22 protein-coding genes are annotated in these 19557 nt (G+C 60.3%); 14 read left to right on the top strand and 8 right to left on the bottom strand.

Going from position 1 to position 19557, the window contains the following annotated elements; all coding sequences use genetic code 11:
- Positions 1–12: 12 nt before the first annotated feature.
- From HRU82_08840 to HRU82_08825, 4 genes are all read left to right on the top strand, one after another.
- Positions 13–2640, top strand: a complete 2628-nt coding sequence (locus tag HRU82_08840; GenBank protein QOJ35049.1) for a hypothetical protein — start codon at positions 13–15, stop codon at positions 2638–2640.
- A 93-nt stretch (positions 2641–2733) separates the two neighbouring features.
- Positions 2734–4149: a DNA recombination protein RmuC gene (rmuC, locus tag HRU82_08835; GenBank protein QOJ35048.1), complete on the top strand. Its 1416-nt coding sequence runs from the start codon at positions 2734–2736 to the stop codon at positions 4147–4149.
- Complete coding sequence (locus tag HRU82_08830) at positions 4146–4574, top strand: hypothetical protein (GenBank protein ID QOJ35047.1); 429 nt, start codon at positions 4146–4148, stop codon at positions 4572–4574. Before rmuC ends, HRU82_08830 begins: the two co-directional genes overlap by 4 nt.
- 1 nt (position 4575) lies before the next feature.
- Complete coding sequence (locus tag HRU82_08825; GenBank protein ID QOJ35046.1) at positions 4576–5079, top strand: PilZ domain-containing protein; 504 nt, start codon at positions 4576–4578, stop codon at positions 5077–5079.
- 1 nt (position 5080) lies between these two features.
- Here HRU82_08825 and HRU82_08820 read toward each other — a convergent pair whose 3' ends face one another.
- The 3 genes from HRU82_08820 to HRU82_08810 are packed head-to-tail and all read right to left on the bottom strand — an operon-like array spanning position 5081 to position 7718.
- A complete protein-coding gene (locus HRU82_08820; protein ID QOJ35045.1) occupies positions 5081–5971 on the bottom strand; it encodes a pantoate--beta-alanine ligase in 891 nt (296 codons plus the stop codon).
- The gene (folK, locus tag HRU82_08815; GenBank protein QOJ35044.1) at positions 5968–6531 is read right to left on the bottom strand and encodes a 2-amino-4-hydroxy-6-hydroxymethyldihydropteridine diphosphokinase; all 564 of its coding nucleotides are present in this window, start codon (positions 6529–6531) and stop codon (positions 5968–5970) included. Before folK ends, HRU82_08820 begins: the two co-directional genes overlap by 4 nt.
- Before the next feature lie 11 nt (positions 6532–6542).
- Positions 6543–7718 carry an LL-diaminopimelate aminotransferase gene (locus HRU82_08810; GenBank protein QOJ35043.1) on the bottom strand — a complete coding sequence of 392 codons (1176 nt, stop codon included), beginning with the start codon at positions 7716–7718 and terminating at the stop codon, positions 6543–6545.
- Positions 7719–7918: 200 nt separating this feature from the next.
- Here HRU82_08810 and HRU82_08805 point away from each other — a divergent pair, with 200 nt between their 5' ends.
- The 6 genes from HRU82_08805 to HRU82_08780 all read left to right on the top strand — a co-directional run bounded on the left by HRU82_08805 (position 7919) and on the right by HRU82_08780 (position 12277).
- Positions 7919–8281: a DUF1499 domain-containing protein gene (locus HRU82_08805; protein ID QOJ35042.1), complete on the top strand. Its 363-nt coding sequence runs from the start codon at positions 7919–7921 to the stop codon at positions 8279–8281.
- A gap of 108 nt (positions 8282–8389) precedes the next feature.
- Positions 8390–8911, top strand: coding sequence for a hypothetical protein (locus tag HRU82_08800; protein ID QOJ35041.1), 522 nt, complete (start codon positions 8390–8392; stop codon positions 8909–8911).
- Positions 8912–9229: 318 nt separating this feature from the next.
- The gene (locus HRU82_08795; protein ID QOJ35040.1) at positions 9230–10087 is read left to right on the top strand and encodes an ABC transporter permease; all 858 of its coding nucleotides are present in this window, start codon (positions 9230–9232) and stop codon (positions 10085–10087) included.
- On the top strand, positions 10088–11389 hold the full coding sequence (locus HRU82_08790; protein ID QOJ35039.1) for an ABC transporter ATP-binding protein: 1302 nt from the start codon (positions 10088–10090) through the stop codon (positions 11387–11389). It abuts the gene before it with no gap.
- Between the two features lie 137 nt (positions 11390–11526).
- On the top strand, positions 11527–11730 hold the full coding sequence (locus tag HRU82_08785; GenBank protein QOJ35038.1) for a hypothetical protein: 204 nt from the start codon (positions 11527–11529) through the stop codon (positions 11728–11730).
- A gap of 118 nt (positions 11731–11848) precedes the next feature.
- Positions 11849–12277: a hypothetical protein gene (locus HRU82_08780; GenBank protein ID QOJ35037.1), complete on the top strand. Its 429-nt coding sequence runs from the start codon at positions 11849–11851 to the stop codon at positions 12275–12277.
- Between the two features lie 40 nt (positions 12278–12317).
- Here the strand turns inward: HRU82_08780 and HRU82_08775 are convergent, their stop codons facing one another.
- The gene (locus tag HRU82_08775; protein QOJ35036.1) at positions 12318–12977 is read right to left on the bottom strand and encodes a methyltransferase domain-containing protein; all 660 of its coding nucleotides are present in this window, start codon (positions 12975–12977) and stop codon (positions 12318–12320) included.
- Between the two features lie 251 nt (positions 12978–13228).
- Here HRU82_08775 and HRU82_08770 point away from each other — a divergent pair, with 251 nt between their 5' ends.
- Entirely contained in the window at positions 13229–13849 is a 621-nt protein-coding gene (locus HRU82_08770) for a hypothetical protein (protein QOJ35035.1), read from the top strand.
- Here the strand turns inward: HRU82_08770 and HRU82_08765 are convergent.
- Positions 13846–14199: a hypothetical protein gene (locus HRU82_08765; protein QOJ35034.1), complete on the bottom strand. Its 354-nt coding sequence runs from the start codon at positions 14197–14199 to the stop codon at positions 13846–13848. The genes HRU82_08770 and HRU82_08765 overlap by 4 nt on opposite strands.
- 113 nt (positions 14200–14312) lie before the next feature.
- On the opposite strand from HRU82_08765, the gene HRU82_08760 reads away from it, so the two are divergent.
- The gene (locus HRU82_08760) at positions 14313–14798 is read left to right on the top strand and encodes a hypothetical protein (GenBank protein QOJ35033.1); all 486 of its coding nucleotides are present in this window, start codon (positions 14313–14315) and stop codon (positions 14796–14798) included.
- A gap of 21 nt (positions 14799–14819) precedes the next feature.
- On the opposite strand, the gene HRU82_08755 is transcribed toward HRU82_08760, so the two are convergent.
- From HRU82_08755 to HRU82_08745, 3 genes are all read right to left on the bottom strand, one after another.
- Entirely contained in the window at positions 14820–15428 is a 609-nt protein-coding gene (locus HRU82_08755) for a histidine phosphatase family protein (protein QOJ35032.1), read from the bottom strand.
- Between the two features lie 18 nt (positions 15429–15446).
- Entirely contained in the window at positions 15447–16448 is a 1002-nt protein-coding gene (locus HRU82_08750; protein ID QOJ35031.1) for a hypothetical protein, read from the bottom strand.
- Between the two features lie 118 nt (positions 16449–16566).
- Entirely contained in the window at positions 16567–17700 is a 1134-nt protein-coding gene (locus tag HRU82_08745) for a carotenoid 1,2-hydratase (protein ID QOJ37155.1), read from the bottom strand.
- A 191-nt stretch (positions 17701–17891) separates the two neighbouring features.
- Between HRU82_08745 and HRU82_08740 the strand changes: the two genes are divergently transcribed.
- Positions 17892–18581: an LON peptidase substrate-binding domain-containing protein gene (locus HRU82_08740; GenBank protein ID QOJ35030.1), complete on the top strand. Its 690-nt coding sequence runs from the start codon at positions 17892–17894 to the stop codon at positions 18579–18581.
- A complete protein-coding gene (locus HRU82_08735; protein QOJ35029.1) occupies positions 18581–19552 on the top strand; it encodes an ATP-binding cassette domain-containing protein in 972 nt (323 codons plus the stop codon). The genes HRU82_08740 and HRU82_08735 overlap by 1 nt, the downstream gene beginning before the upstream one ends.
- Positions 19553–19557: the final 5 nt, after the last annotated feature.

Raw genomic sequence — 19557 nt, 5'->3', positions numbered from 1 at the left:
ACTATCCCTCCCATGGCTGAACCGCTGCTGCTTCCTTTGGAGGCAAGTTGTGATCTGCGTCTGGTCGGTGGAAAAGCTGCCGGTCTTGCGAAGCTGTGGACGGCCGGTTGCGCGGTCCCGCGCGGTCTGTGCATCACGACGGTTGTCTACCGACGAATCCTTGAAGCCGCCGGTTGTGATGTGGCGGCGGCTTGGCAGGAGTTGTTTCATGCGAGCGATGTGGAGCAAGCGGTGGTGCGTCTGCGTGTTCAGCGGTTGTTGGCGGAGCAACCATGGCCGCCGGGGTTTACGGCCGAGCTGGCCGGCCGCCTGAAATCGCTCGAGCCTGCGCCGGGAGTCCGATGGGCTGTACGTTCTTCCGCAACCAATGAAGATGCGGCGACAGCCAGTGCGGCAGGCCTGTACCGCACGACCCTGGGCTGCGCATCGGAAGACGTCGCACAGGCTACCCGGGACTGCTGGATATCGCTCTGGGCGCCCCACGTGTGCCAGTACCTCCAACGGTTTGGGGTAAATATGATCGGCCCGGACATGGCCGTGGTGATTCAACCGATGCTGCAGGCAAAGGCCGCGGGTGTGGCCTATTCGATCCATCCGTCGACGGGGCGTCGCTCTCAAGTCGTCGTCAATGCGGTGCCGGGTCTTGCGGCGCCGTTGGTCAGTGGGGAAGCCTCGCCGGACTACTATATGGTCGAGATACAGGACGGTGTTCGCCCACCGATCATTCGTCGGAAACTGCTGGCGAAAAAAGTTCAGCAGTTAGTGCAGGACACAGGAGGCCTCCGGACGGAAGCAATACCGGAACCCGACCAATGTCGGTCCTCGCTGTCTGACTCGCAACTCCTGGAGCTTGCAAGTTTCTGCAAGCAGATCGAGCAGACCTGCCGGCACCCCGTCGATCTCGAGTGGGTGTGGGATGCAGAGCGGCTCTGGGTGATGCAGGTTCGGCCGATCACCGGCGTGCACCCGTCTGATGCCCTGACCAACGATGACTGTGAATGGACGAGGGCTAACCTCAAAGAGACGCTGCCAGAACTTCCCAGCCCTTTGGGGCTCTCATTCTTAGAACGGTTTATGGAAGACCATCTCATTGCGCATTATCGTTGCTTGGGGTGCAACATCGACGAGGGGGTGACGTCCGTCCGTGTGCGACATGGTCGCCCCTACTTGAACCTGACCCTGTTTTACTCGTTTACCGTTCAGTTGCGGGGAAATCCCCTCCTCTTCACCGAGCAGGCAGGAGGAGAGTCGTTGTCTTTCATGCCGCCTGTGAAACCCTTGGGATGGTTCCACCTCCTACGGGCTGGGTATGCCATGTTGCGTGAGTGGCGGCGGGTGGCAAGGTGGAACGGTGGCCATTTTGCGGAGATGAAAAAGATGGCCGAGGTTTCTCGTCCGGACCGTCTTCGCGATCGGTCGCCGCAGGACCTTCTCGACGCGCTTGCTGAGATGCGTCGCTGGCTCGATCGTCACGAGATGACCTTCGGGATTGTCGGGGGAGTGGCTCAAAGTCTCCAGGCGCTCAGCGCGAGCCTGCCCGGCTGGCTCGGTCCAGATTGGCGAGTCTTGTTGAATGCCTCGATGCAAGGCCAGGGCGTCGTGGTCAGCGCCCAACACATCCTTCGCGTAGCCGAGCTCGCCGACCTCGCGCGTACCGAACGGCAGGTTCGAGAATGGTTTCTGTCGCCACAGTGGGATGCCGGCGAATATCGCGATGCCCTGTCTCATTCGCAGTTTCTCACGGTCTTCGACCGGTATCTGGAGGACTATGGCCATCGAGCGGTCGGCGAATCGGACATCATGTCGCCGCGCATTGCGGAGCAGCCGGCCAGCGTTCTGGCAGTCGTGCGGGCGCAGGTGCGGGGTGACGCAACCGATTCTGCCGACGAGGTGTTGCGGCGCCAGGCGGCTCGCCGTGAGGAGGCTCTGGAGGAAATCAAACGACGAGTGGGGCACTGGCCGCTGCGTTGGTGGTGGTTTCAGTGGTGGTATCGGCGGCTCAATCGGTTCTCCGCGCTTCGGGAAGCGAACCGGCACCATTTGATGTATTACTCGACCGCTGTCCGGCATCTCTTGCTACGGTTCGGAGACCATCTGGTCGAACAGGGCCTCCTGGCTCTGCGGGAAGATCTCTTTTACCTCGCGCTGGAGGAGTTTGAGGCGTTGTGTGCGGGTGAGCAGAGAAATTGGAAGGACTTGGCCCGTGCGCGTCGTGAGGAGCACTCCCGCTACGGGTTGGTTCAGGTGCCGGATACGATTCGAGATTGGCAGGAGCCGATTGAGGGGGAAGAAGCTGGAGGTAGCCAGGGCGAGGGGAGGCAGCTGCGCGGCGTCGCCATCAGTGCCGGCCAGGCCGAGGGGCCTGTTCGAATTGTGCGATCGCCGACCGATTGGGGACGGGTGCGGCAGGGTGATATCCTCGTCGTTCCGGTCATCGATCCCGGGTTGGCGCCGCTCTTCAGCGTGGCGGCCGGATTGGTCGCCGAGATGGGCGGTACCTTGTCGCACGGAGCCATCATGGCTCGTGAGTATGGCCTGCCAGTTCTGGTCAATGTGCCCCATGTCACGCAGCGGTTGTCCGAAAACGAACAGGTGAAAATTGACTGTACGGAAGGGATCGTTCGGCGATCGGCCGCTTGACCTTTAGATCTGTTTTTCGTAGTCTCTACGGGATTTCCCTACAATAGGTGATCGGGATGCCGGCTTCCTGGTGAAGCCTGTAGGGAAACTGCCATGATCGACTTTACCTCCGCGACATTTGGAATCGGTCTCGTCCTCGGGCTGATGGTGGGCCTGTTGCTGGCCGGTTGGTGGGTGTCGTCTCGCCTCCACGCCAGGTTTCATGCCCAGCTGATCGAGAGCGGGGAACATGCACAACGCGCCGAAGCGTCGGCCGTCCTGTGGCAACAACAGTCGGACGAACATCAACGGCAGGTCGAGCAACTCCGGCAGGAAGTGGCGGAGTCGCAGTTGGCGCGAGCCAAGACCGACACGAGAATGGAGGCGCTGGTCCGCAATCTCGAGGAGCAGCAATCGCTGCTGGCGCAAGCGCGGCAGGAATTGCAGGCATCCTTCGAAGCCCTGTCCGGCCAGGCCCTCAAGCAGAACAACGAAGCCTTCCTGAATTTGGCACGAACGTCGTTTGCGGCGCTCCAGGCTGAGGCTAAGGGAGAGTTGTCGCAACGCCAGCAGGCGATCGGTGAATTGGTAAGGCCATTGGAGGAGTCGCTCCGCCGATACGAAGAGCAGTTGCGGCAGGCCGAGCAGATGAGGCAGCGGGAGTACGGCGGTCTGGACCAGCAGTTGAAGTTCATGGCCGAATCCCATCAGCGGCTGCAGCAGGAAACCGGGAACTTGGTGAAGGCGCTCCGGGCTCCGTCGGTCCGAGGACGGTGGGGTGAGATGACCTTGCGTCGCGTGGCGGAGCTGGCCGGGATGGTGGTGCATTGCGATTTCATCGAGCAGGATACGGTCGGCACCATGGAAGGTCTTCTGCGACCCGACATGGTCGTGTATCTGCCGGGCGGACGCCAGGTAGTCGTGGATGCCAAAACGGTGTTGTCGGCCTATCTCGATGCCTATGAAGCCCAGGACGATCGACAGCGCCAGGCACACTTGCGTCGACACGCCGATCAGGTACGGGCGAGGATGGAGGCATTGAGCCTCAAGGCTTATTGGAATCAGTTTGCGCAGGCGCCGGAGTTCGTCGTGCTCTTCCTGCCGGGTGAGCAGTTTCTCGGCGCGGCCTTGGAGCAGGACTCCACCTTGATCGAAGATGGATTCGCTCAGGGGGTGGTCGTTGCGACTCCCGCCACGCTGATGGCGCTGTTGCGCGCGGTGGCCTATGGTTGGAAGCAGGAGCAATTGACGCAGCATGCGGAACGGGCCGGCCGTCTCGGGAAGGAGCTTTATGAACGGATGGCGTTGTTGGTCGGCCACCTCAACGACATCGGTCATGCGTTGAGCAAGAGCGTGGGGGCCTACAACAAGGCGGTGGGATCGCTGGAATCCAGGGTCTTGCCTGCGGCGAGAAAGTTCAAAGAGTTGGGCATCTCATCGGACAAAGAGATCGGGATGCTGGAGACCTCGGATGTCGCACCCAGGGTGAGCCTTTCGCTTTCCGTGGACGACCTCAGGACATTGGGATGATCGATCCCCAAGCGATGGTGGAGGAATTCCACCGCAAATTTGAGATTGCCATCCATGAGCGTCCGACGATCCCGGCGGATGAGACGCGCCGACTGAGGGTGCGTCTCATTCAGGAGGAATTCGACGAACTCAAGGAGGCCTTGGACGGCAAGGATCTCTCCGCAATTGCCAAGGAACTGGCCGACCTGCTGTATGTCGTCTACGGAACGGCGGTCTCCTACGGTATGGATATGGAGCCGATCTTTCGCGAGGTCCATCGGTCGAACCTCAGCAAGGTGGGAGGCTACAAGCGCGCCGACGGCAAGTGGGTGAAGCCACCGACCTATTCCCCCGCGCAGGTTGAGCCCATCGTGGCTGCTCAGGTTGTCGGTCGTGGCCGTGCCTCCTCGGAGGTGGTGACGGAGATGCCGAAGGCAGAGCCCTGATATGAAAGAACTGCATTGTCCTTCCTGCGGGACGCCCTTTGTGCGCGTGACCTCAGGGACCAGCCTCCTTGAAAAGGCCTTAACCCGGCTGCACGTCTTCCGTTTTCGTTGCCAGCTCTGCACGGCCAGCTTTCGTGCGCGGCGGCCGGGAAAGCGCCTCACGTCCCAAGAGTTCGATCGCCGGGAATATCGGCGGTTGCGCGCCAACCTGGTGGCCTCGTTGGTCTGGGACCAGCCGACGATGGATGCGCTGGTCAGCGATATTTCGATGGGCGGCTGTACCCTGCAGGCGACGACCCCCCTCCCCCGGGGTACCTTCGTGAAGGTGTTGGTGCGGGTGCCCGGCGGTCAGCCGGATATCAAGATCGAATCGGCGATGATCTCTTCCATCCAGCCCCTCTCCATCGGGGTCAAGTTTCTCGAGTTCCATCCAGAGGATAAGCCGCGGATGGGGCAATTGGTGCTCGATCTGCTCGCCTATCAACAGACCCATCCGGGCGGCTGAGTCATCGGCTCTCGTGGAGTGCCGTACGTGGTCGACGCGATGATGTGCGCACGGTCACCAGCAGGTTATCGAGCAGCCGGACACCTCCGATACGAATCGCTCCCAGCAGAACGGCTTGCGACTGGACCGTGGCTAGGGGTTCCAGGCTGCGTGGATCACACACGGCCAAGTAATCGATCGTGGCTATCGGTTCCTGTGCGACGAGGCGGACCATGTGGCGTCGGATCTGCGGACCTTTTCTGGCACCGGAGCGAAGCGCGGCGGCACCGGCCTGCAGCGCTCGGAAAAGGACGGGAGCGGCCTGCCGCTGCTGCGCCGAGAGGTAGACGTTTCGTGAACTGAGGGCCAGCCCATCCGCCTCACGCACCGTGGGGTGGACGATGATGCGTCCCGACAAATTGAGATCGGCAGCCAGCTGCCGGACGAGCGCCGCTTGTTGGTAGTCCTTTTGACCGAACCACGAGGTATCAGGCTGGACGAGCGACAACAACTTCGTCACGATCGTGGCCACGCCCTGGAAATGATGGGGCCGTGCTTCTCCTTCCCAACGCCGAGAAAGAGCCGGCACCGTCACGATGGTCTGGCTGCCGGGCGGATACATGGCGTCCCGGTCCGGTGCGAACACCACATCCACTCCCTCCGCTCGGCAGAGTGATCGGTCGAGGCCGAGCCGCCTCGGGTATTTCGAGAGATCTTCCGTCGGTCCGAATTGTGTTGGGTTGACGAAGATACTCACCACCACGGCGTCACAAGCCAGGCGCGCGGCGCGGATCAAGGCTCGATGTCCCGCATGGAGCGCGCCCATAGTCGGAACGAAACCGATTGTGACACCTTCCCGATGGAGGCGCTTGCTCCAGGCGGCCATGGCGGCGGTCGAGCGAATCGTCTTCACGATGGTGGGGTTCCGACAGATGGAGGGCTGCAGGAGGGGCGCGAGGCATAGCGGCTGTTGGGTTGAGGCGAGAGGCGGCGGACCACCGATGGATCTAGGAGATCCTCCAGTAGAGCGCGCAGGGGGAGGCCGATGACCGGGTGCCGTCGGTCCGGGTCCAGTTCTGCCAGCGGAGTGAGAACGAATCGCCGCTGGTGGAGACGTGGGTGAGGGAGGATCAGGTCCGGTTCGTCGAGCACCGCATCGTCATAGAGCAGCAGGTCAAGATCGAGTGTCCTGGGGCCTCTACGGTATTCAGGGTCTCGCCCCAAGGCGCGCTCGATCTCACGGCAGACTTCTAATAGACTCTTGGGAGCGATATCGGTTTCGATCTGCACTACACCATTCAGAAACCACTCGGGCCCCGGGGCGGCGCCGTCGTCGACCGGTTCCGTCTCGTAGAGCGAGGAGACGGCGTGGAGCCGTGAATGGGGGAGGAGGCTGAGCAGGGTCACGGCGCGATCGCAGAAATCAACCCGGTTACCCAAGTTGGAACCAAACCCGATGAATGCCGTGGCCATCGTTGCCCGTTCTAGAACCCAATCTTTCGGATGCGTTCAACCGCCTCCGCCAAGCGATCCTTGGGGGTGGTGACGGTCATGCGGATATAGCCTTCACCCGGAGCGCCGAAGCCGTTCCCTGGCGTGGTGACGATGCCGGCCTTCTCCAGCAGGTGTGCGGTGAAAGAGGTGGAGGTGTAGCCCTTCGGAACGGTGACCCAGATGTAGAAGGCTGCGGGCGGGGGATCGACCTCGAGGCCGAGCTTCTTCAGGCCGGGCACCAGCACATCTCGCCGCTCCTGGTAAATCTGGCGCAAGCTGTCGGTGACGGTGTCGTCGAGGTTCAGCGCCGTGATTCCGGCTTCCTGGATGGCTTGAAATGCACCGGAGTCCAGGTTGCTCTTCACCTTGCCCAATCCGGCGAGCACCTGGGCATTTCCCACGACAAAGCCGAGCCGCCACCCCGTCATGTTGTAGGTCTTCGAGAGGGAGTGAAACTCCACGCCCACATCCTTGGCTCCGTCCACCTCCATGAAACTGGCGGGCGGGCGGCCATCGTAAAAAATTTCCGAGTAGGCGGCATCATGGCACACGATGATCCGGTTCGCGTTGGCGAATTCGACGACGCGCTTGAAATAGTCCTTGGTCATGACGACCGAGGTCGGGTTGTTCGGGGAATTCAGCCACATGAGCTTAGCCTTTTTCGCGACGTCCGCGGGAATCGCGTTCAGGTCTGGAAGAAATCCATTGGCCTTCGTCAACGGCATCAGGTGAGACACCCCGCCGGCAAAGGCGGTTCCCACCGGATACACGGGATACCCCGGGCTGGGGACCAACACCACATCACCCGGATCAATGAAGGCCAACGGGACATGGCCGATGCCTTCCTTGGAGCCGATCAAGGTCAGCACTTCGCTGGCCGGATCGAGCGTCACGTGAAACCGCCGTTGGTACCAATCGGCGACGGCCCTTCGGAAGGAGAGCATGCCTTCATAGGATGGATATTGATGGTGTTTCGGATTGCCGGCGGCCTGGCGCAGGCTCTCGATGATGGGATCAGGTGTCGGGAGGTCCGGATCGCCGATGCCGAGGTTGATGATATCGACGCCGCGGGCAATCGCATCTTGCTTCATCTTGTCGATGGCGGCAAAGAGGTAGGGAGGCAGCGTCTTGATACGGGTGGCATACTCGATCGGAAAACCGGACATGCGCAAGGACTCCTTTGTTGACCTGAGCCGAGACGCTCAGCTGTGTAGGAAGTATAAACGGCGACAAGCCGTCACCATGGACTCGGCAAGGGGGTAGCGTACCTCAGGACCGCTGCCGCAATCAACGAGCCCATCGCCCGGAGGAGCATGAGCCCTACCTTGTTCCGGCTCGCTGCGGTGCGGTATATGGTGGGGATGAGGTGGTCGTGAGACAGCTGCCCCCTTGTCCCTCCAGCCCCAATTGCGTGTCGACGCAGGCGCAAGATTCGCGGCATGGAATGGCGCCGTGGCCCTATCGGGTCGAACTGGCTCTGGCGAAAGCGGAGGTCAAGCGTGCCATGCTGTCTTTGCCGCGGACGGTCCTCGTGGACGAGGACGACCATTATCAACATTACGAATGCACGAGCTTCCTGTTGCGCTTTGCCGACGATGTCGAATTTCTGTTCGACGATGACCACAAGCTGATCCAGTTTCGATCGGCTTCGCGGGTTGGTTATGGCGATTTAGGGGTGAACCGCCGACGGATGGAGCAGGTCCGCGGCCTGCTTGAAGGCCACCTGTAGGGAATGGGGGAAGTTCCTCTTGAATTAGCGGCTGATTCTCCGTCAGTATAACCGGAGTCGGCGTATCTTCAGGATGGGGCTTCATAGCAACCGTCGAAGGATATTCTTATGAGACCGCTGCTCCGCCTTCTTTCTCTCGCACTCCTCATGTCCTCCAGCGCCTGTGTGTCGGTACAGGTCGATCCCCTGACCAGCGCTTCTTTCGAGCCGCGCAGGGGGGGAGAGGATGTGAAGACCCTGGCTCGAGAACCGAATCACGGGTATGTGCAGATTGCCCGAATCGTAGCCACGAGCGAATATGCCAGTGAGGATACGTTGCGGGATCGAATTCTGTCACAAGCGAAGGAGTTGGGGGCCGATGCGGTAGTTCTAGGGGAAGCGGACGTCCGGCGCGTTGCGGATCGAGGGCCGGTGTTCCAATCCACCATGGGGTCCGCTGTCTCCGGTGCCAATGCCGCCACATCCTATCGGAGTGGTTATTGGAATCCTTTCCGGATGGATGCCTGGAGCTTCTCACAGGGAGCTGGAGGCGGCCAGAGCTGGATGTTGCATATGTCGGGTCTGGCCATTCGATACGTATCGGAAGACGAGCGTCGTGCGCTCGATACGAAATCCTCCTCTACGCCCTGATCCCGCACCTGATGCTCCTCGCCGCTGAAAGGCAGGCGCTCCCTGAGTTGTTCCGTCCGAGGCTCCATCGGGCGCCTTCCATCAAGACCTTGCAGAAACAGGGGCACCCCATGCAGGCCTTGTCATGAATTGAGGCCGCCTGGCCGGGTCATCTGCTACAGTTGCATCAGGGAATGAATTAAGTCTGTACCTTCGCGGATGTTCCAGTTAGGATGACTTCCTGTTTGGGCGAGCTAAGCCCGTCCGCCTTTCCCGCTCACACAACCACTGATAGTGCGATCGAGTGGCTGCAAATCGCAAGCGAGTGAACTGAATACGATGTCTGCGGTGAACCTTCAATCCAGCAGCCCGGCCGTGCTCCCTCACATTCAAATTCGCCCCGCCAAAGGCTTGCTGGACCTTGATTGGGCTGGGCTTTGGCAATACCGGGAACTCGTCTACATCCTCGTGTGGCGCGATGTCATGGTACGGTATAAACAGACTCTGCTAGGCATCGTCTGGGCCATGTTTCAGCCGGTTGCGACCATGTTGGTGTTCACCGCCGTATTCAGTATCATGGGGAAAATTCCATCGGATGGGTTTTCGTACCCTCTCTTCCTCTACGCCGGGCTGCTGCCTTGGCTCTACATTTCCCAAGCATTGAGCCGGGGGGGGACCAGTTTAGTGGGCGAGGCGCCCCTGATCAGCAAGGTATATTTCCCCAGGCTGATCCTTCCCCTGTCCGCTACGCTTGCGCCCTTGGTCGATTTGTTCCTGGCCTTCGTCGCGTTCATGGGATTGATGGCGTGGTTTGGAGTGATGCCGACCTGGCGGGTGTTGCTGCTGCCGCTGTTTGCCCTGCTGGCCTGCGTGATTACCCTGGCCTGCGGGCTTTGGGTCTCGGCTCTGTATGTGAAATACCGGGATGTGGGGCACGTGCTGCCGCTCTTCATTCAACTATGGATGTTCGTCTCGCCGATTCTGTACCCGGCAAGCAAGGTGCCGGAGGCTTGGCGATTTCTCTATTCCTTGAATCCGGTGGTCAGCGTGGTACAGGGCTTTCGGTGGGCCCTCATTCCAGGGTTCCAAGTGGATTTCGCCCTGTTCATGCCCAGCCTGGCCATCGTGCTCGTTATTTTCGTGGGCGGCCTCTTGTACTTCCGCTCGATGGAGCGCGTCTTTGCGGATGTGATCTGAATGGGGAATCTGGCTATTTCCGCCCAGGGTCTGTCGAAGCAATACAAGCTGGGGGCCGCGACCGTTCGGCACAACACCCTGCGTGATCAGGTCATGCACGGGTTGACAGCATTGGTGCGGTGGAGGGCAGGGTGGGGGGCCGAAGACCATGCGTTTTGGGCCTTGCGCGATGTGTCCTTCGAGGTGAAGCACGGCGAGGTGCTGGGGATCGTCGGACACAATGGGGCCGGCAAGAGCACGTTGCTCAAGATCTTGTCACGGATTACCCAGCCCACCAGCGGAACGGCGGATCTTTACGGACGTGTCAGTTCCCTCTTGGAAGTGGGGACGGGGTTTCACTCGGAACTGACCGGGCGAGAGAATATCTACCTCAATGCCGCGATGCTGGGCATGCGCCGACAAGAGGTGCAGCGCAAGTTCGATGAGATCGTCGCCTTTTCCGGAGTGGAACAATTCATCGATACGCCGGTCAAACGGTATTCCAGCGGCATGTATGTCCGCTTGGCCTTTGCCGTGGCGGCCCATCTTGAGCCTGAGATCCTGATCGTCGACGAGGTACTGGCCGTCGGAGATGCCAGCTTTCAACAGAAATGTCTCGGCAAGATGGAAGAGGTCAGTCGGAGCGGACGGACCGTGCTCATCGTGAGTCACAATATGACGGTCATCGAGGGCCTCTGCGAGCGGGCCATCCTGCTGGAGAAGGGACGGGTGGCTCGAATCGGGGCGACGCAGGAGGTGGTGCAGGGGTATGCCGATGCTATTCGCGAGTCGGCGGGCACGGCCATCGAGGCCCGCCACGATCGAGTCGGTCTGGGAGAGATTCGACTCACCAAGATCGAACTCCTGGACAGCGAGCGACACCCTGTCACGGCGGCCATCACCGGCCGGGAGATCGTCATTCGCATGCATTACCGTTGTGCGGCGGGGAAAGAGTTCCGCAATTGTCATCTCAGCATCTCCGTCAACGGGCGGAAGGGCCAGGACCTGTTCATCCTTTCGACCGATGTCGTAGATCCGATGCCGCTTACGCTACAGGAAGAAGGGTACGTGGATTTTGTGATTCCGGAACTACCCTTGACCGGGGGAGCTTACTTTTTTCAGTCCTATATTGAATCCAATGGCCACGCGCAAGATTGGATCAAGAATGTCGCGCCGTTTTCCGTGTTGGATGCCGACTATTATGGCACTGGAAAACTCTGTCCTCCCGGTTGGGAAGCCAACGGGGTGCTGCTTCGATACCGGTGGGAACCATCCTGTGAGCAAGACCAGCGCAGGATGAGGCGCGCCGCTCAGTCTCACTGAGGCCGCTTCGCCGGCCCCCTGCCTCTTTCCGTTTTTTTCTGCCGCCGTCCATAATTCACTAATCGCTCCGCAACGGAATCAGACTGCGTTACCATTCCGCCTAGCTGTGGCCGGTGATCTTCGCGCGAGGCGTGACTATGGGTGTACGGACTGAGGACGGACAACAGGCGCAACTGGAGTTGGCCGGTTTGCGGCGTACGCTGGAATGGACGAGAATCCAGCGCGAACAGCTGTTGGATCGCCTGGATCTGCTTCGCTTGGAGAACCAACGACTCCAGGAACGGGTAGGTGATCTCGAACGCCAAGTGGCGGAACTCAAACAGCAGCACCTCCTCTTCTAGTCGCCGCAGCGCCCTGTTCCCCCGCCGCACGTTCTTTTCCCCATATTCTCTTATCTCATGGCGTGATAAGGTGGGCGGGTAGGCTTACATTCACAGGTCTGTTGGACCTCTCTCCTCCATGGGATATTCCATTAAGACAGCGGACGATCTGCGGTGGTTTCTTACTCACACGCAAGGATTTTCCGGCGGGCACGTGTTGGAGGTGCACCTGTCCAAGCGCTGGGTCTTCGATGAAGAGTCCATGCGTCAAGTGCCGGCTGGGAGTGCGGTCTCAGTCGTCGTATGGTACGAGACGCATGGGGTGCCGCGCCTTGCGACCCTTACGATGCAAGGCGTTTCCGACCTGTCTCTCCTCGAACAGGATGGCGCGGACTGGTCTGCGCTCAGTACGGTTCAGGTGGAGTTGTGTGATGGGCGATTCCGGTTCTGGTTCGATCCGCAGGGGGTCTTTTACGTGGTCTGCGAGGACGTGTGGATTGAGGAGCACGCCTGTGCGCCCGGTGAGCAGCGTGGGACCCTGCCGCGAGGGATGGGCCGGAAGCGCTAAGTGCTTTCGCGCCTCTCACCCCGTAGTGCGTCGGAATGATTCAGCTGTGGTGACCGTTCCTGCCGGTTCCGTTGATGCTGCCGTTCTTTTGGTTCACGCATTCCACCAGATGCCAGAATTTCATGGGATTGACCTTCTCTTTTCTAGCGACGTGGAGATTGGTGCCTTCGAGGACGTGACTCAGTGACAAGTCGGTCCGGAAACCGATGTGTTTACAGAGGGGAGAGATGACTTTTTCCACGGCCGCGATCAACTTGTTGCCGTTGCTGAAGTGGTTGAGCATGATGATGCGGCCGCCCGGCTTGCACACGCGGATCATTTCGTTCACGACTTTACGGTAGTCCGGCACGGCAGTCACGACGTAAGCGGCCATCACGGTGTCGAACGTGTTGTCGGCAAAGTCCATCTGTCCTGCATCCATCAACATCAGCCGCACATGATCAAGGTGGTAGTGAGACTGGCGCTGACGGGCCTTGGCCAGCATGCCGGAGGAAAGGTCGATACCGATGATCTCGCAGTTCTTCGGATAGTACTCCAGGGCAATGCCCGTTCCCACCCCGACTTCCAAGATCTTCTCCTCGGGTCGAATGCGCAGATTACGCACGGCCGATTCGCGCGACTCGTGAAAAATCTTGCCGAAGATGTGATCGTAGATGCCGGAATAACTTGTGTACACCCGCTCGATTTTGGCGATATCCATCGTCCCTCCGCAAGATCACAGCATTCCGTTCTCACATTCCTCCGCGGAACGTGCCGGGAACCGAAACGTGTGGCGTGGAAAAATCTATGAAGGCGGGACCCTACCAGACGAACCCCTTCGTACCCGCCGGGATAAACCGGGCCTAATGTAGCCAAAGCCTTGCGGATGAGTCAACAAATTCCTCCACCTGATCGAGAGCCTGGGAGGAGCAGGCTTGATTCTCCGTCTAGGCCTGTGGGAAGTTGCCCGCTATGCTTTTGGCCGGAACCTTTGCCGTCGTGTTGTTCGTGGGACTGCTCGTCGGTGACTGGATGTATTTCACCCGGCTGTCCTCCGACGCCAGCCGTTATGGATATGGCATCGGACAGGTCCGGGACCATTTCGCGGCCCTCACCGCGGAGACCCTTGTGCGACGCTGTGACCCAAACGGATTTCTTGCCTTGCCGCACGGCGTTGCGCGAATCTTTCCCGAGCGGAATCGCATGGTAATCCGACCGACCTATCGATTGTTTTCCATGGGGTTTCGTACGGCCTGGCCTGTGAAGGGCTCAATCGAATGGGCATCGGAGCAGGATGGCCTTCAGCTCACCTGCACCAAACGGGTGCCGTGGTCCTCCTCCATTCTCACCTTCCTCTGGTTTGCGCTCGTCGGGTTGGGCACCCTCGGGTTTCTAATCAGTTATGCCATGGAGGGTGGCCTGGCCTCACTGGGAGGACTGTTGCTGGGTGTCGGGGTGACAGGTGTGGGGCTGATCGTGGTGGCGTTTGGTCTCTTGACCATCACCGTGGCCTATCGCATCGAAAACACCAGGTTGATGCAGGTCTATGAGGAACTTCGAACGGTCCTGACGGACGGCAAGCGAGGCGTTTAGGATGGGGAGATGTAGAGATTGAGGAGGTGGTCAAACTCCGGCGGCAGATTCAGTGACTGCCTGGAGCGAACCAGACCTGCAATGATGCCTCGGTGTTTCAGATGCAACCCGGAGTCTACGAAGGCTTGTCGAAAACGAATCCAACGCAGAGTCTGATCGGTGGTCAACCGCTCGAGTTCCGCAGGCGGCAAGCCTTTGAGCGATTGAGCGAGGGTGTTCAGGGCCTTTTCCACGCTGTGGTAGGGGGCGGCCAGCTTAAGTCGGTTGTAGAACAGGTCCAGGTGTTCTCGGAACTCTTGGCGGAGCAGGTCGACGGGGTTGACCTGGGATTGAGCGGGAGAATGGTCCATGGCGTATTCGGTCGGTTCGCAAACCCACCGCAGCTTACGGCAGGAGTGAGGCCTGGCGCAATGCGTTTCCAATGAGGCAAGGAATTCTTTATCTTATTCTTAGGGAGGGACTGATGAGCCGTCGAATTCTCGTTCTCGTTATCGGATTGATGCTGACCGGCATGGTGGGTTGTTCGTCGCATCACCACGGCAGTTACGGGTATGGAAAGGGCGATTATTACTGGAGCAAGGCCGGCAAGGACATGAGCGGCCTGATCGAAAAACATGTCAAGGATCCCGAGAAGGTCAAGCAGGTGAACGAGGTCCTGGGCGAGATCATCACCGAGTTGAAATCCGCGCGTGAACAGCATCGGCAGTATCACCGTGCGCTTTATGAATTGAATGCGAATTATGCGGCTCCACCGGAAGACTTCACCAAGATCCTCGACGAATTGAACAACAGCCGGATGCGGTCGGCAGGGAAGATTTTGGGACTCCGCTTCAAGATGAAGGGCCTGATGACGGCTGAGGAATGGGCCGCTTTGTCGGGAGAGATGAAGGAGTATGGAAGCCGGTACTACGGCAAAGGTGCCGAGACAACCGCTCCCGCCCCTCACTGAGGGAAGCTGTTGCGAGGCGGGTTATACCAGTCGGTCCAACCCTGCTCGATGGTTCAAGAACAGGAGTTGGGCCGACTCCCCGGCGACCTCCAAGCCGCTCACCGACGCGTGGTCGATCAGCGCCCGTCGGACGAATGCCAACTCAAGCTCAAGGTAGTAGGAGAGGATCGCTCGGATGACGTCGCCGTGCGAGACGAAGAGACAAGCGCCGTCCTTGACGGATTCGAGCGCCTGCTGCACTGCCGCCACCGCCCGCGCCTGTACCTCCCGTAAAGTTTCCCCACCAGCGGGGCGCGCGCGATCCGGATGGCTGTACCAATCACGCTTGGCCGGGTCGTCGGCAAAGTCCTGCCAATAGCGATTGATCCATTCCCCCACGCCGATTTCACTCAGCCCGGACAACGGTCGTAACGGTAGCCCATGCGGGCCTCCGACGATCTCCGCGGTCTGTACGGCCCGCAAGACTGGGCTGGTGAAGATCGCCGCGATCGGCGTGTGCGCCAGCGCCTCGGCGCAGGCTCGAGCTTGCCGTTCACCGACGGGATTCAGCGGAATCGGCTGGTTGCCCATGACGCGACCGCTGCGGTTCCAATCGGTCTCTCCATGGCGAACGAGCAGGATTTTTGGCATCGCGGACCTATGCGGCGGTTAGGGATCCCGATGGGCTGCAGGCCGAGCGGTGAGCGGAACGGGGACCCAGTGCGCCCCCCCGTCGGTGGATCGATAGAGACCGCTGCCGTTCGTGCCCGCATAGAGCACGTGTGGATCGAGCGGACTGATCGCCAGGGTGCGGACGTTCAGGCTGGCCAACCCTTCGTTCTGCGCGTGCCACGTCTTGCCGCCGTCCGTCGTCTCATAGACCCCGGCGGGGCCGCCGACATACATGGTGCCGGGGATCGACGGATGGAGAATCAACGTGCTGACAAATTGATCTGCGAGTCCTTGCCCGATCGTCTCCCAGGACTCCGCGCGATTGCCGGTGCGGAACAGGCCTTTGGTCGTTCCCGCATAGATGACGTCGGGATTCGTCGGATCGACGACCAACACGTTCACGCCGAGGGCCATGGCGGCGTTGAGTACATCCTCGGGGATGAGCCCGCGGTTCACCTTTTGCCACGAATTCCCGCCGTCGTCGCTGCGATAGGTTCCACCGGTCGTCCCGGCATAGAGGAGGCGGGGATGGGCAGGATCCAACGCGATGCAGGTGACGATGTGGACTTCCTTCATTCCCGCCATGCGCTCTTCCCATTCGCGCCCGCCATTCTTCGAGACGAACGCGCCGACCGTGGTGGCGAGATAGATCAACTCGGTATTCTCCGGATGGAAGATGATCTCGTTCACGAACGACACGTGTTCCTTCAGCCCGACGTTGTGCGGCAGCCAGTGTTGCCCACCGTCGGGGCTCTTGTAGACCGCGTCGCCCATCGTGCCGGCGTAAACGGTGGCGGGGAGTTTCGGATCGATGGCGAGGGTCGTCACGCGGCGTGCACTGAAGTTCGGGAATTGTTCCCACGTCTGTCCGCCGTCTCGGCTCTTGTGGACGGCCTCATTTGTGGCGATGTAGAGGATATTGGGGTTGGAGGGATGGAGCGCGATCGAGACGACCGCGGCCTCCTGCTTCCCGCAGGCGAGCAGAAGGAGCCCGAGCACAAGGAGCGTGCAACGGGGCAGTCCGAGCCATTGAGGGACGCGGCATATCACGATGGCCGGAGACCTAACCATAGGAAGATAGCCGAGTCAAGGTGACAATCGAGTCGAGCGGGAGGCCTCAGAGTCGTTGTGTAAATCGCTTGGCGTAGCCGGTTAACTCGACATAGCCCTGACCCGTCACGGCTCTGCCCCCTGCCTGGCCTGCCGCCGAGACGGCTCCCTCCCAATAAGTCACGCGTGTGCTGCGGGCGGTGTCCAACTCCTGATCGTCGAGCAGCGAACGCACCTCCAAATCCAGATCCAGCGACGGAGCCCTGAGGCGCCACCGTTGGGGGTAGCGCGCCTTCGACCGAGGACTGGTCCAATAGGCTTCGGGGGTGATCAAGAGGTCGCCCGCGTTGATCGGCTGGGTGCGGCCGTCCGGAAACACCAACGTGCCGCTCGATGCGGGATCGGTGGAGCCATCGGCGCGGCGCAACGCATACCACATGAGTTCACGGTCGTCGTTGAAGTGAAGGCTGAACCAATCCCACCCGACGATGTCTCGCCCCAGGTCGGCGGAGCCGAACTCGTGGTCCATCCAACCGATGCCGGTCACGGTCACGGTCTCGCTGCCTTGGCGCAACCGACCTTCCGTCCGCAACCGAGTGAATGAATAATAGTGAGAGGCTTCCGACGGGTCGCCCCCTTTGCGGCTGATCCCTTGGTTGCCGTGCACAACCGGGGGCTTGAGCGGTGTGACTTGCAGGTCGAGGCCGAAGTCCTCGGTGTCGGCCTGAAGCAGTTGCCGGTGTTGATCGTCCATGGAGAGCGACCACCGATCGATCCACACATGGAGACGCCCGCTGTCCGCGCCTGCTTTGCCCAGACCGCCACGACTGAGTTTGTCGGCGTAATGGAATCGACCGCTCGAGAGGTCCGTCACCGCGACATGGGCCAGGTACAATTGCTGGATGGACCAGGCTGAGGGCAGGGTCTTGACCTGTTCCGGCGGAATGCCGCGCCGGAAAAAGGTCAGCTGAAAGCCGAAGCGTCGTCCGCTGGCGTCGGTGAGGTGGCCGGTGTAGTACCACCACTCCGTGCGGAAGGCTTCATGCGCGCCATGGTCGTACGGAAAGTGGTACTGATAGCCGGGCAAGGCACGTTGGAAGGAGATGGGCGACTCCGCCGGCCCACCGTCGGCCGCCCCCACGTCGACGGAAGAGACGGCGGAACAGGACAGCAGGAGGGCCAAAAGAGGAAACAGCCGCATCGTTCGAACGACGATCGGATTCATATCAGCCGCCCTGCCGTGCCAGGGAATCCATCTGCGAATGCGCCCTTTCTCGCCGGAGGGCGAGAGGAGAGAACGCCAGTATTCATAAGGGTTTTCGACCGATCGTCGCGACCGGAAGGCACGTTCGTGGCGTTGACAATTTTGCAAAGCATCGGCTATCGTGGGCCATGTTTCTTGAACCGGAGCGCGAGCAACCGACCCGCGAGACATCGGGAAAACCTCAGCCGTTTCCCGTTCCGTCCCGCATTCCGGTGTTTCCCCTCCCCAATGTCGTGTTCTTCCCCAAGACCTATTTGCCGCTCCACATTTTCGAGCCGCGGTACCGTCAAATGGTAGCGGATGCGGCGGCGAGAGGGCAATGTATCGGCATGGCTCTGCTCAAGGAGGGCTGGGAAGAGCAGTACGATGGGAATCCACCTATCTTTTCGATGGGCTGTGTCGGGCGTTTGGCCAGCGTGCAGATGCTGCCGGACGGCCGATCCAATATTCTGCTGCAGGGCCTGGATCGATACGAAGTGCGCGAAGAGTTCTATGAAAAAAGTTATCGGGAGGCCCGCATCGTCCTGAAACCGCACGAACCATCCCTGCCGTTGGATCCGGCGCTGCGCCGATATTTGACGGAGGTGCTCGACGAATATCTCCAGGCGGACGAAGAAGCGTCACCGCTCCACAGCTTGGTTCGCCCTGACGTGAGCGACGAAGTGTTCGTGAACTCCCTCTCGACCTACCTGGACTGTACGCCGTTGGAGAAACAATTCCTATTGGAGGCCGAACATCTGCCGCAGCAGGCCCGGCGGCTCAGTGATTTGATCCAATTCAAAGTGGCCGAGCGGCGCGGCTCCGGCGGGTGGAGTTGATGTCGCGGTCGATCGCCATCGACGTTGCGCACCTAGGTAAGGTCTATGACAAGGTCCGGGCCGTGGATGATCTGTCGTTTCAAGTCTACGGCGGCGAAATTTTTGGACTCCTCGGCCCGAACGGCGCTGGCAAGAGCACTACGCTTCGCATCTTGATTACGCTGCTCCAGCCCACTTCCGGCTCAGCCACCATCCTCGGCTTGGATACCGTGAAGGATGCAGACCGGGTGCGCAAGACCATCGGCTACGTGCCCCAGGAGCGGGCCATTGATCGGTTCCTTACGGGGCGTGAACATCTGGAACTACTCGCGGATCTCTATCACCTGGCCACGGACGAAGCAAACACCCGTATCGCCCACCTGCTTAAACTGGTCGAACTCGAACCACATGCCGACCGGCCGGCTAAGACTTACTCCGGGGGCATGAAGCGGAAACTGGATATCGCCTGCGGGCTGTTGCCCGATCCCAAGATCCTCTTTTTGGACGAACCGACGCTGGGCTTGGATGTCCAGAGCCGACTGCGGATTTGGGACCATGTGCGGGCGATGCGGGAACGGGGCATCACCGTGGTAATGACGACCAATTATCTCGACGAGGCGGATCAGCTCTGCGACCGCATCGCCATCATCGACGGCGGACGGATCAAGGCCCTAGGATCGCCCACAGAGTTGAAAGTTGGATTAGGCGGCGATTTGGTGTCGCTGACGATCCATGAGCATGACCGGGTGGCGGGCCTAGAAGCGGCGGTCAAGAATCTGCCTGCGATCCGGGCCGTGGCGGTTAAGCCGAACGGATTGGATATCCGGGTCGACTCTCCGGAGAAGGCCTTGCCGGCCATTCTCGAAGCAGCCAACCGTCTGGCCTGCCGACTGGAGTTCATCGATTATCACCGGCCGCGGCTGGACGACGTATTCATCGCCCATACCGGGCGATCCATCAAAGACGAGACCCCCAAGGAGGAGGAGAGGTAGCGACA

It is taken from the genome of Nitrospira sp., from assembly GCA_015709715.1.
Classification (GTDB): Bacteria; Nitrospirota; Nitrospiria; order Nitrospirales; family Nitrospiraceae; genus Nitrospira_A.
This window is presented reverse-complemented; position numbering and strand designations above follow the sequence as displayed.